General features: G+C 37.2%; 17 protein-coding genes and 1 riboswitch. Of the genes, 11 read left to right on the forward strand and 6 right to left on the reverse strand.

The window, feature by feature from the left end:
• Nucleotides 1–533 precede the first annotated feature (533 nt).
• The 3 genes from K5Q07_RS00005 (at nt 534) to K5Q07_RS00015 (ending at nt 2,581) form a co-directional block, all read left to right on the forward strand.
• Nucleotides 534–1,712, forward strand: a complete 1,179-nt coding sequence (locus K5Q07_RS00005; protein ID WP_220729042.1) for a thiolase family protein — start codon at nt 534–536, stop codon at nt 1,710–1,712.
• Nucleotides 1,713–1,841: 129 nt separating this feature from the next.
• Nucleotides 1,842–2,375: a GNAT family N-acetyltransferase gene (locus K5Q07_RS00010; RefSeq protein WP_220729043.1), complete on the forward strand. Its 534-nt coding sequence runs from the start codon at nt 1,842–1,844 to the stop codon at nt 2,373–2,375.
• Nucleotides 2,376–2,389: 14 nt separating this feature from the next.
• Nucleotides 2,390–2,581 (forward strand): hypothetical protein, encoded by a 192-nt coding sequence (locus tag K5Q07_RS00015; RefSeq protein WP_053791295.1) that lies wholly within the window; start codon nt 2,390–2,392, stop codon nt 2,579–2,581.
• Nucleotides 2,582–2,618: 37 nt separating this feature from the next.
• Here the strand turns inward: K5Q07_RS00015 and K5Q07_RS00020 are convergent, their stop codons facing one another.
• Nucleotides 2,619–3,209: a L,D-transpeptidase gene (locus K5Q07_RS00020; RefSeq protein WP_220729044.1), complete on the reverse strand. Its 591-nt coding sequence runs from the start codon at nt 3,207–3,209 to the stop codon at nt 2,619–2,621.
• Nucleotides 3,210–3,327: 118 nt separating this feature from the next.
• Here K5Q07_RS00020 and K5Q07_RS00025 point away from each other — a divergent pair, with 118 nt between their 5' ends.
• From K5Q07_RS00025 to thiM, 5 genes are all read left to right on the forward strand, one after another.
• Complete coding sequence (locus K5Q07_RS00025; protein WP_220729045.1) at nt 3,328–4,470, forward strand: SEC10/PgrA surface exclusion domain-containing protein; 1,143 nt, start codon at nt 3,328–3,330, stop codon at nt 4,468–4,470.
• 101 nt (nt 4,471–4,571) lie between these two features.
• Nucleotides 4,572–4,664: riboswitch (TPP riboswitch) on the forward strand.
• Nucleotides 4,665–4,758: 94 nt separating this feature from the next.
• The gene (tenA, locus tag K5Q07_RS00030) at nt 4,759–5,466 is read left to right on the forward strand and encodes a thiaminase II (RefSeq protein ID WP_220729046.1); all 708 of its coding nucleotides are present in this window, start codon (nt 4,759–4,761) and stop codon (nt 5,464–5,466) included.
• Entirely contained in the window at nt 5,459–6,256 is a 798-nt protein-coding gene (gene thiD / locus K5Q07_RS00035; protein WP_220729047.1) for a bifunctional hydroxymethylpyrimidine kinase/phosphomethylpyrimidine kinase, read from the forward strand. Before tenA ends, thiD begins: the two co-directional genes overlap by 8 nt.
• A gap of 2 nt (nt 6,257–6,258) precedes the next feature.
• The gene (gene thiE, locus K5Q07_RS00040; RefSeq protein ID WP_220729048.1) at nt 6,259–6,900 is read left to right on the forward strand and encodes a thiamine phosphate synthase; all 642 of its coding nucleotides are present in this window, start codon (nt 6,259–6,261) and stop codon (nt 6,898–6,900) included.
• Nucleotides 6,900–7,676: a hydroxyethylthiazole kinase gene (thiM, locus tag K5Q07_RS00045; protein WP_220729049.1), complete on the forward strand. Its 777-nt coding sequence runs from the start codon at nt 6,900–6,902 to the stop codon at nt 7,674–7,676. The genes thiE and thiM overlap by 1 nt, the downstream gene beginning before the upstream one ends.
• Nucleotides 7,677–7,706: 30 nt before the next feature.
• Here the strand turns inward: thiM and K5Q07_RS00050 are convergent, their stop codons facing one another.
• The 3 genes from K5Q07_RS00050 to K5Q07_RS00060 form a co-directional block, all read right to left on the reverse strand.
• Entirely contained in the window at nt 7,707–8,585 is an 879-nt protein-coding gene (locus K5Q07_RS00050) for a hypothetical protein (protein WP_220729050.1), read from the reverse strand.
• A 395-nt stretch (nt 8,586–8,980) separates the two neighbouring features.
• Entirely contained in the window at nt 8,981–9,955 is a 975-nt protein-coding gene (locus K5Q07_RS00055) for an AEC family transporter (RefSeq protein ID WP_220729051.1), read from the reverse strand.
• Nucleotides 9,956–10,621: 666 nt separating this feature from the next.
• The gene (locus tag K5Q07_RS00060; RefSeq protein ID WP_220729052.1) at nt 10,622–11,395 is read right to left on the reverse strand and encodes a (S)-acetoin forming diacetyl reductase; all 774 of its coding nucleotides are present in this window, start codon (nt 11,393–11,395) and stop codon (nt 10,622–10,624) included.
• Nucleotides 11,396–11,626: 231 nt separating this feature from the next.
• Here K5Q07_RS00060 and K5Q07_RS00065 point away from each other — a divergent pair, with 231 nt between their 5' ends.
• From K5Q07_RS00065 to K5Q07_RS00075, 3 genes are all read left to right on the forward strand, one after another.
• Nucleotides 11,627–12,964, forward strand: a complete 1,338-nt coding sequence (locus tag K5Q07_RS00065) for a dihydrolipoyl dehydrogenase family protein (RefSeq protein ID WP_220729053.1) — start codon at nt 11,627–11,629, stop codon at nt 12,962–12,964.
• A gap of 151 nt (nt 12,965–13,115) precedes the next feature.
• Nucleotides 13,116–14,456: a dihydrolipoyl dehydrogenase family protein gene (locus K5Q07_RS00070; protein ID WP_220729054.1), complete on the forward strand. Its 1,341-nt coding sequence runs from the start codon at nt 13,116–13,118 to the stop codon at nt 14,454–14,456.
• 92 nt (nt 14,457–14,548) lie between these two features.
• Nucleotides 14,549–15,328: a DUF975 family protein gene (locus K5Q07_RS00075; RefSeq protein ID WP_220729055.1), complete on the forward strand. Its 780-nt coding sequence runs from the start codon at nt 14,549–14,551 to the stop codon at nt 15,326–15,328.
• 53 nt (nt 15,329–15,381) lie between these two features.
• Here the strand turns inward: K5Q07_RS00075 and K5Q07_RS00080 are convergent, their stop codons facing one another.
• Nucleotides 15,382–16,758 carry an MDR family MFS transporter gene (locus K5Q07_RS00080; protein WP_220729056.1) on the reverse strand — a complete coding sequence of 459 codons (1,377 nt, stop codon included), beginning with the start codon at nt 16,756–16,758 and terminating at the stop codon, nt 15,382–15,384.
• The gene (locus K5Q07_RS00085) at nt 16,758–17,216 is read right to left on the reverse strand and encodes a MarR family winged helix-turn-helix transcriptional regulator (RefSeq protein WP_220729057.1); all 459 of its coding nucleotides are present in this window, start codon (nt 17,214–17,216) and stop codon (nt 16,758–16,760) included. The genes K5Q07_RS00080 and K5Q07_RS00085 overlap by 1 nt, the downstream gene beginning before the upstream one ends.
• Nucleotides 17,217–17,222 lie beyond the last annotated feature (6 nt).

Below are 17,222 nucleotides of genomic sequence, written 5' to 3' on the forward strand. Positions count from 1 at the left end.
TTTAATTCTTACAACCAAGTTGTAAGTTCCTTACACATCATCGATTATCAATCTTGTTCAGTTTTCAAAGATCTACCAATTTGTTGATGCCGATTAAATTAATCAGCTTCTTAATTATATCAGATTGTTAACTCAATGTCAACAACTTTTTATAATTAATTTTTATCAACCTTGTTATCAAAAGTCGCTCAATCGCGATGACAACAATAACTATTATGCCATCTTAGCAATTGAAAGTCAACAACTTTTTTTGCTTATTTTCAATCGATTTTAACGATCAACTTTTTCAACAGCAGAAACAATAATATCAAATTAAAACCGTCAGGTCAACAACTTTTTATTATTTGTTTCAATTAAATTTTATTGTTATCCGAAAAATGACAACGGATATAATAATACCAATTATAAACACTGTGGTCAATATCTTTTTTAAACTTTATTAAACTTTTTAGTTTTATTCTATATAATAGAATTAAATAGAATAATCGTTATACTATTTCTTATAGATAATTTAAAAGGAGTTTTACTATTATATGGAAAAAGTCGTGATTGCTGCTGCCAAGAGAACACCTATCGGTAAGATAAACGGGGCTTTAAAGAACTTCACTTCTGTGGATCTTGGAACCATCGTTACCAAGGCTGTTATAAAACAAGCAAACATTAAACCATCTGATGTAGATCAAGTGGTGTTTGGAAACGTTATTCAAGCCGGCGCAGGCCAAAACATTTCAAGACAAATCGAAATTAACTCAAACATCCCCTACTGTAGTACTGCCAACACAGTTAACCAAGTGTGTGGTTCCGGCCTAAAGGCTGTCCGTAATGCACAAGCTGCCATTGTCATGGGTGACGCAGACGTTATCGTTGCCGGTGGAGTGGAAAGCATGTCGAATGCACCATTTCTAAACATGGACGTTCGTTCAGGTCACAAGTTTGGAAACGTTACTCTAGTTGATTCATTAAACATCGATGCTTTAATGGATGCTTTCAACAAACGACCAATGGGAGTGACCGCTGAAAACGTTGCTGAAAAATTCAACGTTACAAGAGAAGAACAAGACAAGTTCGCCTACCAATCTCATATGAAGGCAGCTAAAGCATTTGATAATGGATACTTTGATTCCGAACTAGTGCCAATCGAAATCAAAAACAGAAAATCTTCTTATATTATGAAGGAAGATGAAAACATCCGTCGTGATACTTCTATTGAAGTGCTAAACAAACTTCGTCCTGCCTTTAAGGAAGATGGAACTGTGACTGCCGGCAATGCCGCTAGTCTAAATGACGGTGCATCTGCATTAGTCCTAATGAGCGAATCAGCTGCTAAACGTTTGAATGTTAAACCACTAGCAGTTATCGATGGATATGCAGAAGCCGGATGCGATCCTGACTACATGGGTTACGCACCATATGACGCTACCAAGTCATTGTTTGATAAACTAAAAATCACTATGGAAGATATTGACCTAGTCGAACTAAACGAAGCATTCGCTGCTCAAGTCCTTGCTGTCGCACACGACTACAATATTGATATGAACAAACTAAACATTTCAGGTGGTGCCATCTCAATGGGACATCCCCTAGGTGATTCCGGTGCTCGTATTGTTGGTTCATTAATCTACAACCTACAACGCACCAACCAAAAAAGTGGTCTAGCTACCATCTGCATCGGTGGCGGTATGGGAATGGCCATGAAGATTACACTACTATAGATAATTCTAATTAGTTTACTAAAAGTGTCATTGTAGTATGCTATGAATAGGCTTAATTTACAAACGTTGCAAATTGCAACGTTTTTCTATATACTTTTATCTTATAATTTTCATAAAGGAAGTGTAAAAATGCCCGCAACATATTTAAAGAAATCAACTGAAGAAGATTTACCAGCAATCCTGGACATCATTCACTCAGCAATTAAATACCTACATGAACAAGGAATTGACCAATGGCAACATGGTTACCCAGCTGACGAAGATTTAGTTAAAGACGTTAAAGATGGAATCAACTACGTGTTAATCACTGACGGCAAAGTCGCCGGAACTGCAACCATTCATCAAGGAATTGATCCAAATTACCTAAAGATTGAAGAAGGCGATTGGGTTAATGGTTCCGAAGCTCACTACGCAGCAATCCATAGAGTTGCCATCTCAAACGAGTTCCGTGGACAACACCTATCTGAAAAACTGGTTAGTAGCTTAATCACCGTTTCACGTGTTTTAGGTTACAAGGATATCAGAATCGACACTCATCCTGAAAACAAAGGTATGCAACACGTTATCACTTCTAACGGTTTTGAAAAACGTGGAATTATCCATATGCGCGAAAATGGTCATCCATGGACTGCTAGATTTGCATACCAACTATTAACTAAGTAATAGAAGGTGCTCACATGCTAGCAGATGACCTATCAGTTCAAATCAAACTGATTATTATGTATGCAATTGGTGTTCTTGCTCTATTGACATTGTTATTTTTCTTATACCGCAAGCACCAATCATTCAAAAATAAATATGTAGCAACCATCCTGGGAATTACCATTGTTATGGTGTTAATTCTTATCGATGTAAGCACATTGCATTAAAAAAAGACGTTCATTATGAACGTCTTTTTTATTTGTATTAGTGAATGACAACCTTGGTTCCGGTTGGCACTGAGCTGTTAATCCAATTAGCATCTGGAATTGATAAACGAACGCAACCATGTGAGTTGGCGACCTTACCTAATTCATGAGCATCCTTCATTAAATACTTACCATCCTTATTTACAGGAACTGAATGGAATAAGTAGATTCCGTGATCCTTAAATGAAGTCCAGTAGTTGGCACCTTCCTTTGATGAAGCATTGTAGAAGTGACTACCGCGTTCTTTTTGAATATGGAATGTTCCACGTGGGGTTCCATTGTCGTTTCCAGTTGAGCATAGCATGGTGTATAACACCTTACCTGCCTTGTTTTTAACGTAAACACGTTGTTTCTTGATTGAAACATCAAGCCAGTTCTTCTTTGATAGCTTCATATTTGGGTAAGCCTTCTTTTCTGATGAGTGCTTCCAAGCATTCTTTGAAGGTCTCACTGAAGCCTGTGCCGAAACGTTGGTATTATTACTTTTATTCGCAGTCGCATTTGAGGTAGATTGACCGCAAGCTGTTAATCCTAATGCCACAATGACGGCAGTAATAATCATTGCAAATGCACGTTTAAATTTAGTCATTAATTATCTCCCCTTGTCTTTGATTTAATTAAAACACAAAGTTAAAATCAATTCCATTATTAAAAACATTTGGTATATTTATATTAATAAAAAATCGTACATACTAAGGAGAATCGACATGCGTAAAATAAAAGCATTTTCACTTCTATTATTTGTCGCGACTGTAATGTTGTTTGCCGGAAGCATTAGCGAAAACCACCTATCCGTAAATGCTCAAACTACCAAGCAAACTCATCACAAGAAAAAACATGTGAAAAAAGCTAAGAAACAGACTAAGGTTAAGCATAAAAAGACTACTAAGAAGAAAAAGGCCGTAAAGAAACACCCCAAAAAAACTACCAAGGCCAAAAGCAAACATCAAAAAAAGAGCAAAAAAGCTACCAAGGCTAAAAAAAAGGTAGCTACTCATAAGAAGACAAAGAAAAAGGCCACTAAAAAGATAGTAAAGAAGACTACCAAGAAGAAAAAGGTAATCAAAAAGAAAACTAAGCCATATTCTAGTAGGCCAGAACTAGTCGATGATAACCCCACTACTAAGGAAAACGAATACGATTCTATAGATGGTTTTAATTTTGATAGTGACGATTACGCCACAAAAAATCCTATCGATACACTAAACATCCCTTCAAACTACATGTATGGTTTTAACAATGACAAAAAAATAGTCGAACGTACTCGAGATATCAACGATGCTGATCCAAATTCGATTTCTGAAAGTAGAAAGATTAACGTCTTCCATCCAAAGATTGCCGACACCAAGAGATTGGTTGATATCAATCGTATCGATACCAATCTTCAACGAGAACTATCTCAATATGCCGCTGATTTAATAAATCAATTCAGACTAAAACTTAGCAACAATTATCTATTCACTCAACCACTTACTGTGACTGATACCGCACTAAAAGCATCCCGTGAAGTTGCGGATGGATACAATAACGATAATTGGAGTATGACCAAAAAAGGACATGACAATAGAGTCTTAAGTAATGTCGCAAACAAATACAGCTTAAATTATTATGCAGAAAACATGACGGAATCACTGCTAACTGATTCTTACGTTCAAAATCCAATCAACCTTGCCAACGTTAAAGAAAGTATCTATGGAGGCATCTGTGCGATGATGTTCGATGACGCATCTTCATCTTGGGGCCATAGTGATATCTTCCTTTCTGTAAATCTAAGCAAGACATTACCAGAACAATTTGGTGTTTCAATCGATAAAATGGGGCAAATTCATTTTGAAATTTACTATGGATAAAATAAAAAGGCGCTATGACGGCGTCTTTTTTGTTTGGCAAAATCATCATGTTTACAAATATTTCAAAACAGATATACTTAAACATGAATTAAATATAAAAATGCTGTCCACTGGGGTGCCGTTTTTCGGCTGAGATTACACCCATTGAACCTGATCTAGTTAGCACTAGCGAAGGAAGTCAGGCGCACTCCAAGTAAAGAATTAGACCTAGTCTATCCAAGTGTACCCTTCCACCGTCGTGTGGGAGGGTATTTTTTATTTGCGGCAGCAAACTGGAGGTATTGTTTCATGTTTTCGCATCAACTAGTCAAGGAAGCTAATCCAATTCTAGAAGCTATCTTTGACCACCCGTTTGTTAAAGGTATCGGTGACGGTCACGTCGACGATGCTGCACTAAAATTTTATGTTCAACAAGATTTTCAATACTTATCTGAGTTCATCAAAATTTACGCTAGTATCATCCCCATCCTAAAGGACAGAGACGATATGCGATTCTTCGCTGAAAACATCAATTTTATTCTAAACAGTGAAATCCATCCTCACCACGTCTTTTGCGATATTGCTAACGTTACATACGAAAGCTTGCAACATGCAACACCAAGTCCTAAGGCCTACCTATACCAATCACATATGTATCGTGCTGTGAGAACCGGTGGTCTGGCAAACATCATCTGTGCGTTACTACCCTGCCCATGGACATACAATGAAATTTCTAAACAGCTAACTGCCACAGGTAAAAACGCAGAAGACAACCCATTTAAGAGCTGGATTGATTTCTACCTATCTGACGATGAAGATGCAGATGGTGGTCTAACCCAAAAACTCTTCAAGATGTTAGACGTACTTTCAAAAGATATGTCAGAAGAACAACTTAACGAAGCCAAAGGTTTCTTCCTAAAGAGTACCGAACTCGAATGGGAATTCTGGGAACAAGCCTTCTACCAACAAGACTGGCGTTTTTCAGACATTATTCATGGAGGTAGTCACCATGAATAGTAAAAAAGTTCCTGAAACACTAACCATCGCCGGTTCTGATTCCGGTGGTGGTGCCGGTATGCAAGCCGACATCAAGACGATGCAAGAACACCACGTCTTTGCTACTAATGTTGTGGTTGGTCTAACCGCACAAAACACATTAGGTGTTCAATCGGTACTACCTACTCCCGTAGAAATGATCAACGCACAATTTGATTCACTATACGATGATTTTGACATCAAGGCAACCAAGACCGGTGCTTTGTTTGACCAAGAACGTGTCGAAGCAGTTGTATCAAACATTAAAAAGTACAACATTCACCCCATTGTCGTCGACCCAGTGATGGTCGCCAAAGGCGGTGCTAGATTGTTAGATGATTCCGGTATCAACGCCATCATTAATAAACTAATGCCAATTGCCGACATCGTGACCCCCAACCTCCCAGAAGCTGAGGTTATATATGGTAAAAAAATTGAAACCAACGATGATGTAATAGAAGCTGCTGCGCACATTCAACAACTGGGTGCCAAGAACGTCATCATCAAGGGTGGCCACCAACAAGGTGATACCCTATCCGATTACGTCCTACTAAAAAGCGGAATCAGTTTTACCATCGAAAGTAAAAAGTACAACACCGTCAGAAAGCACGGTACTGGCGACACCCTATCGTCTGCAATTGTTGCTAACCTTGCTAAGGGAAAATCCACTAAGGAAGCCATCATCGAAGGAAAACACTACATTGATACCATCCTTCAATCAGAAATCATTGTCGGACATGGTCATGGACCACTAAATCACTGGGGGGGCTGAAGATGAAATTCGCTAAAGAACAACTGGCCGTCTACTTCATTGCGGGTAGTCAAAACGTTGGCGACGACGTCGACAAACTAATCCAAATCGTAGAGGATGCATGTAAGAACGGCATTACCATGTTTCAATACCGTGAAAAGGACCAATCTACCCTAACCGATGTGGAAAAACTACAGGTGGCAATTCAACTAAAGGAAATCACTGCCAAGTACAACGTGCCTTACATCATCGACGACGATATCGATTTAATGAAGGAAATTAATGCCGATGGAATCCACGTCGGCCAAGACGACACCAAGATTGAACGCGTGATTGCAGAATGTCCGAACAAGATTATCGGATTATCCACTCACACCTTGGATGAAGTCAGAGTTGCCAACGATGTCGATTCACTCGATTATATCGGCATCGGTCCCATCTTCGCCACTCAATCCAAGCTAAAGGTCAAACCAGCAATCGGAATTGATGAACTAAACCGTTTATACCGAGAATCAATTCATCCAGCCGTTGCCATCGGTGGTATCAAGGAAGATAACGCCAAAGCAATCTTAACTACCAACGTCGACGGTGTCTCTGTCATCTCAGATATTATCGACAGTACAGACATCAAAGAAACTATCAACCGTTTAAAGGGGAATGCATAATGACTAACATCAAACAAATCAGAGAAAATTCACCAATCATTTTAAACATTTCAAACATGGTAACACCACAACACGTGGCCGACGCCATCAACTTCATCGGCGCATCACCAATCATGTTCGACGACATCAAGGAAGCAAGCGACCTAGTCAACATCTCAAACGCCCTAGTCATTAATATGGGTTCATCAAACGATGGCGACGTTGAAAAATCAATCGTAGCCGGAAAGTACGCCAACCAAAAAGGCATCCCCGTCGTAATCGATCCCGTGGCGATTGGCGCATCCAAGTTACGCCAAGACAACTTCGCTAAGGTTACCAAGGAAGTCAAATTCGACGGCATTCGTGGAAACGCTGGTGAATTAGCATTCCTAGCTGATATTGATTGGAACGCCCAAGGAATCGACGCCGGAGAAGGTGACGGTGACCTTCATCAAATCGCAGAAACTGTCGCTGTGAAGTTTGACTGTATCTCATTATTATCAGGTGTAACTGACGTCATCTCAGACGGTAGTAAGACTGTCGAAGTCAAAAATGGCCACCATTACTTTGCTGTAAATGTTGGTTGTGGTGACATGCTAGACGGTATCCTAGGTGCCTGTCTAGCTGTCGACAACAGTTGTGATTCCGCTGTCCTTGCTTCTAGCATCCTAAGCATTGCCGGAGAAATCGCCGGTGGAATTACCGACAACCTACCATATTCATTCCTATCAACAGTATTTAATACCTTGTACCAACTAACCGATGAAGAAATCAATGAATTTCAAAAACTAGGCTAATCAAAAAGGACTGACAGATGTCAGTCCTTTTTATTTTGACAGTTTTTTAAAGATTTTTGAATACACGTTACGTAGTAAAAATCTCAAAGAAATCATTAAAAAAATAAGTATTACTATTTCAATAACAAAATGAATAGCCGTGGAGTCAATAACTATGTCATTTTGTTTAATAACGGAACGTTTGGATAAATAAATTAAATGATTTTTAATATCAAAAAAATTAAATAAACAAATAGATAATATATAAGATAATTCCAGTAATAGTATTAAAATTTTTATTCTGGTCAATCTACCATCCATTTTTTCTATTAATTTAGCTATTTCAACATCACTAAATAAATTACTTGAAAAAATCTGAACCATATAAAAAAATTCTTTCGTTCCAACCAAAGAAATTATGATTGTAAGAATAGCTGTTATCATTGATCCGTTAGCATCAACCTGAATAACAAATACTATGAGAGAAAAAACAGCAACCATTAATAATTTTAAAAAAAATCTACCAATCTTTTTATTGTAGACATTCTTATAATCAGTTGGCAAAATAGCTGGATTAAACATATAAGATAACCACCAGAAACAAAAGGTCGTAGTCATAATTTCAAAACTGTAAGAAAGATAAGCAGCTATTTCATTATCAAAAACAAAGTAAAATGCAGTAATAAGACATAAAAAATGTAGTAATATCGTCAGATCAAGCATCCATAGTTTTTTATTTTTAATTTTCCAAATGCAACATCCAACTGCAAAGCTTATAGCAATAAAAAAACTCGAAGCAACTAACATCCATAAATTTTTATTCTGTCTAAGAGATGCTATAAAAAAAGCGACTATCATGAAAGCAGCATACAATCCGCCAAAAACAAATATTATTTTATGCTCTGCCTCTATATCTCCATCTTTATTCAATAAAGCTACTTGATAATCAATCCATTTAATCGATTTAATAATCCATTTAATAATAAACAACCTCCAAATACTATGTATTACAAATATACCATAAAGTATTATCGGTCTGGATTTGTTTAAAAGATGGATAACTTTATTTCATATATCTAGACATTCATACAAAAAAGGACTGACCAACGTCAATCCTTTTTATTTTTTAATAACATACAAAATATACTACAGCTAAAATAATAACGGCGATTACCATTAATGTGTAACAAATCTTTTCAAACATATGAATTCCTTCTTTGCTTCCGCATTTAATTTATTTAAAGTTTAGGCTAACTATCCGCACTTGTCAATTTTGTTATATGTAATAAAAAAACGCTGGAATAAATCCAACGTTTTCTTAGTTATTAGATGTATTGAACGATTGTCATTAAGATAGGGATAACAACGATGAACAATACAGTTGAAGTAGTTACAATGTTTGTAGCGTACTTAACATCACCGTGTGATTCAGCAGCTAGGATTGGTAATACGGCTAGCATTGGGGTAGCTGATTGAACAATCATAGTTTGGTTGAATATTGTTGGTAGTGATACACCGCCATGAGCAGCAGCAGTTAAGATAACAATCATAACAACTGGAGACAATACAAAACGACCTAATAGTGCAACAACAGTGTCGCGGTCGAATGAGATACTCTTTAGACCAGCATCAGCTAATACAATACCAATGTAGATTAGTGATAGTGGAGTAACAAGACTACCAACGTATGATAGTGTTTGTGATAAGAAAGGTACCTTTAGTACTGGAATGTTTAGTAGTAAGAATACTAAAGCAACTAAGAAACCAACAAGTGGCATTGGAATAACTTGTTTCCAGTTAATCTTGTGGTGTTCCTTTGGTTGACCTGACTTAGTAGGGTCATCGTTACTGATCAAGAAGACACCAAATGCCCAAGTAGAAACAGTGTTGATGATGTAGTATACCAAGAAGTAAGTCATTGACTTGTCACCGAATAAGGCGATGTTCAATGGTAGACCAATGAAGATAGTATTGGCGTTAACGATAGCGTTAATGAATACACCACGACGACCTGGTCTAACCTTCATGATTTTAACTAGTGCAAACGCAATTAGGTAACCAATGATAACTGAGATAATACCCCAGATTAAGTAGCTACCGAAACTTACAAGCTTACCTCTAGTTAGACGACTTAACACCGCAACAAAAATTGAAGCTGGTAGAGCGATGTTTTTGATTAATTTAGAAATGTTCTTGCTGAATGTATCTGCAAACCAACCGGTTTTTCTTAATACATATCCTAATAGCATAATTAGAACAACAACAAGGACACTTTGGATTGAGTTAATAAATACTCCCATTATGAATCCTCCTATTTGATATTAAAAATAATTATTGCTTAATTTAAAACACGTTAAGTACTATAAAACACACTTAAAGATATAGTCAAAGGATAAGCTTGTTATAAATATTTTTTATATCTATAGATAACCCCCCGTTATATTAGTCTTTATCATCGTTTTTATGCTTATTTTTCAAAGAAATTACTAACACTGTTGATAATGTGGAAATAATAAATAGCACAATTACCATGATTAACATACCGATCACTTGCATCTAATCCCTCCCAAATGATTACTTCGATAATAAAATTATAGCGAATTTTCAATTTTTTCTCAAAATATTGTTGCATAAAATCTATAGATGTGGTTTAATATTATATGTCGCTTGAGGTTACATCTCACGGGCAAACTTAATATTTTGAGCTGTTAGCTTAAGGTAAAAGCACTCAGTCCTTTGCTGAGAAGATGGTGTTCAAAGCATCACAGCTCACTAACTAAAGTACTTTGAAGATTTTATCTTTGGGGTACTTTTTTGTTAAAGAATAAAAGTTTGTTTTTGTATATCTCACAGAACAAGAGCCGCTTCTTAATAGAAGCGGCTCTTTTTTTGATCTTTTTCTACATAACATATAATAAAAAGCCATAGGATAACCTATGGCTTTTTTTCATATCCAGGATATGATTTTAGTGGAATTGCATACCACCATCTAGAATTAATGTTTGACCAGTCATGTAGTCTGAGTCCTTACCTGCTAGGAATGAAACACCAGCAGCGATGTCTTCTGATTCAGCTAAACGACCTAATGCGATATCCTTAGAGAATTGTTGCATACCCCATTCGTCATCCTTGCCTGCGTTTTGACCAACTTTGTGGGCAATGTCCATCATCATTGGAGTCTTAACGATACCAGGTGCGAATGCATTAACAGTGATGTTATCAGCTGCTAAATCACGAGCAGTGGTTTGAGTGATACCACGGATAGCAAACTTAGTACTACCGTAAAGAGTTAAGTTAGGGTTACCAACAACACCTGCTTGAGAAGTAGCATTGATGATCTTACCACCATGACCTAGTTCGTTGAACTTAGCCTTGGCTGCTTGAGTTCCCCAGATAACTGATGCAACATTGATGTTGTATACAGTGTTGAACTGTTCTGGAGTGATTGTTTCAACTGGAGTAGTAGGACCTACACCGGCGTTGTTAACAATAACGTTTAAGTCACCCAATTGTTTTACAGTTTCTTCAACTGCGGCAAATACTTGGTCTCTGTCAGCAACGTCTGCTTGAACAGCAATTGCCTTACCACCGTTTGCGTTAATTTCCTTGGCTACTGCTTCACCCTTTTCAGCAGTACGGTTAACAACAGCAACTGCAAAACCGTCTTGGGCTAATCTTTCAGCGATTGCTTTACCGATACCTTGGCCGGCACCTGTAACAAATGCAACTTTTTGAGTCATAGTAACGTCCTCTTTTCTTCTTTTGTTTATTCATTCACAAAAAGATTATATACTATTTTCATTAATTTTAAAGTACTTATATTATTAAATTTTTATTAAATCCATAAAATTTGTTATGTCTTACACTATATAATTTGAAACTAATTATTTGAATTAAGGATATAAGGAGTTTATCTTATAGTATATGAAAACAACAATAACAATATATATGTAAAGAGGGAATTGATAATCATGGCTGAAAATTTTGATTACGATGTTTTATACATCGGTGCCGGTCACGGTACTTTTGATGGTGCAATGCCATTAGCTGCAAAAGGATATAAAGTAGCCGTAGTAGAAGCTGATAAAATCGGTGGAACTTGCCCAAATTGGGGTTGTAACGCTAAAATTGCTTTGGATTTACCTGCACAATTACTAGAAACCCAAAAGCGCTTAAGAAACATTGTTAAGGGTGACTTAAGTATTGATTGGACCCAAAACATGTTAAATAAACATAAAGTAATTGATAGTATTCCAAATGCCATTGAAGGTGGCTTGAACGCCTTCGGTATCGATGTTATCAAAGGATACGGAAAGCTAACAGATGGACATACTGTTGATGTTGATGGTAAATCATACACCGCAGATAAAATTGTTATCGCTACTGGTTTACGTCCACATAGACTAGATGTTCCTGGTAAAGAAATGGCTCACGATTCAAAGGACTTCCTAAACATCGATGAACTACCAGTTCATATTGCAATTATCGGTGCTGGTTACATTGCCATGGAATTTGCATCAATCGCAAATGCTGCTGGATCAGAAGTAACTGTTATTATGCATGGTGACCGTGCTCTTCGTGGATTTAACGGCGAATATGTTGATGCTGTGGTTAACGATTTGAAGGAAAAAGGTGTTACTTTCGTCGAAAACGCCGAAGTGCAAGAATTTCACGAAGAAAAGTGTAAGACAACTATTGAATTATCAAACAACCGTCAAGTCTTCACTGACTACATCTTAGATGCTACTGGTCGTATTCCAAATGTTGAAAACATTGGTTTAGACGAAGTTGGCGTTAAGTATGATAAAAAGAATGGTATTGAAGTAAACGACCATCTACAAACATCAGTTGATAGTATTTATGCTTCAGGTGACGTTGCGGCAACTGGTCAACCAAGATTAACTCCAACTGCAATGTTTGAATCACAATATCTAACTAGCCTATTTTCTGGTGAAACTAATGATGCAATTGATTTCCCTGCCATTCCTTCAGTTGTATTCACTTCACCTCGTATCGCTCAAGTCGGTGTATCAGTTGAAGAAGCTAAGAACAGTGACGACTACACTGTTGAAGAACACGATATGACTGCCGATTGGTACCGTTCAATCACTAACGAAGAAATTGCTAAACGTGCATACATCTTCGATAAGGAACACCACTTGGTTGGTGCCACAGAAGTATCAAACGAAGCGGATAGCGTAATTGACTCAATCCTACCTGCCGTTGCTCTAAAATTAGACAAAGCTCAAATTAATAAGATTGTTCATTTGTTCCCTACCATCGGTAGTGACGCTTGGCAACATCTATAAAATATTAAGTAAAGCCACCTATTTGGGTGGCTTTTTTATTGTTTAAAATTCCGTTAAAAACGAGTCAATATATTTGTTTGAAGAACTACAATATTGTACATTAATTAATATAAGAAAATATAAAAAACGTAATAAATACGGAGGCTATAACATGAAAAATCCTAACTTCGATTACGATGTTATCTACATCGGATCAGGACACGCCGCATTCGACGGTGCTAAGACACTTTGCAAACAAGGTTTTAAGATTGCGTTTGTTGAAGCAATCGCCGTTGGTGGTACTTGCCCTAACTGGGGTTGTAACGCCAAAATCTCACTTGATGGACCAGTTACTCTAGCTAAGACCCAAAGACGTATGAAAGACATCGTTGAAGGTGACACTAAGCTAAACTGGAAGGAAAACATCAAACACAAACGTGAAGGAATCCTACCAATCAAGGTAGACCGTGAAGCTACTATGAAGAGCCTAGGCATGGATGTTATCCATGGTTTCGCTAAGTTCACTGATGCTCACACACTAGAAATCAATGGTGAACACGTTACTTCTGATAAAATCGTTATCGCCACTGGTTTAACACCACACAAAGTTGAAATTGAAGGTACTGAATTATCACATGATTCAAGAGACTTCATGGAATTAGAAGACATGCCAAAACGTATGGCAGTTGTTGGTACTGGTTACATCGCGATGGAATTTGCTACTATGGCAAACGAAGCCGGTGCTGATGTTACTATGTTCATGCACGGTGACAAGGCATTACGTCCTTTCTACCAACCATACGTAAAAATCTTAATGGACGAAATGAAAGCATCTGGTATCAAGTTTGTTGAAAACTCTGGTCTACGTTCATTCAGCCAAGACGGTGACGAATACACCGTAACTTACGCTGACAATCAACAACTAACTGTTGATTACATCTTAGATGCTTCTGGCCGTGTACCAATGGTTCACGACATGGGCTTAGAAGAAGTTGGTGTGAAATACGATGATAAGAAAGGTGTCCTTGTTAACGAATACCTACAAACATCAGTAGAAAACATCTACGCTTCAGGTGACGTTGCTGCTACCGGACAACCAAACCTAACCCCAACCGCAACATTCGAATCACAATACCTAAAGCACTTATTTGCCGGCGAAACTGATCAACCAATCGACTTCCCAGCAATTCCATCAGTAGTATTTACTTCACCTCGTATCAGTCAAATGGGTGTTACTGTTGATGAAGCAAAGGCTAGTGATGAATACACTGTAGAAGAACATGATGCAACCAACACATGGTTTAGACAAATCACTAAGGAACCTGTTGTTAAGAATGCATACATTTTCGACAAGGAACACCGCTTAGTTGGTTTCACTGAAATTTCAGACCAAGCTGATAACGCAGTGGACATGATTGTTCCAGCCGTTAACATGAAGATGACACCACTAGAAATTGAAAGAAATGTTCACCTATTCCCTTCAATCGGTCATGACACTTGGAAGAACATCTAAATCATTCTTAATAAAAATTTAAGCCCCGGCCATCTCTATGTGACCGGGGTTTTTGTTATAATATTTTCAAGATATTAATCAGGAGGCATAAAATGTACAATCGTAAAGAACAAAAACAAGAAGCTAAGAGCCTTATTCGTGGACACCAACGTTTCTTCTTTATCTTATTCATTCCATTCTTACTAACTAGCATTGTTTATTCAATATTAATGAATAGAGCCGGATTTAGTTCAACTGCATACACTGGAAGCATTAAGCTTAACGACCCCAATGTCATCACTAACTACGTTGGATCATTTATTTTTATATTATTATCATCAATCTTTTTACTAAGTGCTATCTACACCGTCTTTAATGTGTTAAGAGGAGAAGATGATTTCCAAAATCCACTTAGAAAATCAATATCATTCATTGACAATCAACGTCTTTTTTGGGGAACTATCTGGACATGGATTTTAAGATCAATCCTATTATCACTATGGTCATTTGTAATATCCATTCCTATGTTTGTGATAATTTTTGTACTACCAAATTCACTAGGTTTTTACATTGCATCACTAATAATAATCTTCTTGTCAGTATTTATAACCATTAAGAGTTTCGCGTACTCACAAGCACTTTGGGTATATCGAGACGGATTTGTGAACAACGAACGCGTTGGTGCTTTGGAAGCAATCATGACCAGTCAAGACTACATGAAGGGCTACAAAGCTGATTACTTTGTGTTACAACTATCATTCATTGGTTGGTTCCTATTGGTTGTCCTAACTTCAGGAATCCTTGGAATTTACGTATATCCTTACTACTACACCACACAAGTTAAGTTCTACGAATTTATCAAATACCAATACAAGCAAAAGAAAGTAATGTAAACGCTGAATAATAAAAAAAGCCATAGGTTATCCTATGGCTTTTTTGTTTGATCTTATTTCTTAGGCAATCTAAATGATAGTAAGAAACCAATAATGGCAACGCCTAACATTAACCAGAAACCAAATTGGTAACCGGTAATTTGAGCACCTGCGGTTGTAGCGTGGGTGCTTGCTAGATTCACACCTAATGTGACAACGGTCATTGAAATTGCAGTTCCAAGCGATCCTCCAACCTGTCTGATTGTAGATGAAGCGGCATTTCCGTCTGTTTCGTATTGGGAAGGTAATGAGTTAATTCCATCTGTAAATGTATTCATCATTACTAATGCCACCCCGACCATTCTAAGTGCATAACTTACGATGATGATGGCTAGACTAGATGTGGCATTAAAGGCAACCATTGGAATCGATCCGATTAAAATGAATGCAAAACCAATAATAGAAACTTTTCTTACTCCTAGTTTATCGTACAAACCACCTGAGATTGGATTGAAAACACCCATTAAGATGGCACCAGGCATCATTACTAATCCAGCAACCAATGCTGATACCATACGTGAGTTTTGAAGGTATAAAGGCATTACCAATTCAATTCCAACCATTGCGATGTTACTTAAAGTACTTAATAAAGTAGTTAGGTTGAAGTTGTGGTTTTTAAAAATCGACATGTTAATCATTGGTTCGTCCAAGTGATTTTGTCTGTATACAAAACCGACAATTGCAGCAATCCCAATCAATCCGATGATTGAAATAATAAGGCTTAAATTACCAGTGTTACCAATTTCAGAGAATGCGTATAGCAAACCACCGAAACCAACTACTGATAGTAATAGTGATACAAAGTCTAGCTTAGTCTTCTTGATTTCGTTGACGTTTTCAGTGAAGAAAATACCGACTACTAGAATAATCACTGAAATGATACTTAGTAGTGCAAATAGGTCACGCCACCCAAAGTATTCAAGAATAATTCCTGACAATGTAGGTCCAACGGTTGGTCCTAATGCAATCACCAATCCGGTGACACCAAGTGCTAGTCCACGTTTTTCAGGCGGGAATAGCAATAAAATGACGTTTTGAATGAATGGCATCAATAGTCCAGCTGCAATCGCTTGAACAAAACGACCAACTAATAAGACACTAAAGCTTGGTGCCACCCAACCAATTACCGATCCAATCAAGAATAGCGTAATCATGAACAAGTAGTTGTACTTGGTCTTAAAGTTATTGAACACCCATGACGAGATTGGAATCATCAAACCAACTACCAATAGGTATCCGGTTGATAACCATTGAACAGTGGCTTGATTGATACTAAATGAGTGCATGATACTAGTTAACGCGTTATTAAATAATGTTTCCGCTAATAGTGCCATGAATGCCCCGAATAAAATCACGGCCATCATTAAATTACGTTTTTTGATGTTTTCCATTAGTAGTCACTCCCCTTTAAATTACTAATGACCTTGTCTAACATTCTGTTTAAATCCTGAACTTCTTTGTCAGATAGTCCATCAGTCAAATAGTTTTGATTATCTTCCAGCATTTTTGCGATGGCCGGACTTTTATCGTCCATAATTGATAATCCATTATCTGATAATCTAACCTCGATTTTACGTTTGTCGTCCTTGGATTGTTCTGTTTTAATCAAGTCCTTATCCAGCATACGCTTAATAACGTTTCTCATTGTTGGATGACTTGAATGCATCACCGCTGCCAATTGGTTTTGGGTAACGACTTCATCTTTATGATCAAATAGATAAGTCATGACAGCGAATTGTGTATTAGTTAAATTACTTATTACTGATTTAACTTCTTTGTCGAAGTGTGCTCCTGCCAAATTACTAATGACATTGATTTTAATGCCAAAGTTATCTTTACTAAAAAGCACTAACAT

Origin of the sequence: Apilactobacillus zhangqiuensis, assembly GCF_019656215.1 — a bacterium.
Taxonomy (GTDB): domain Bacteria; phylum Bacillota; class Bacilli; order Lactobacillales; family Lactobacillaceae; genus Apilactobacillus; species Apilactobacillus zhangqiuensis.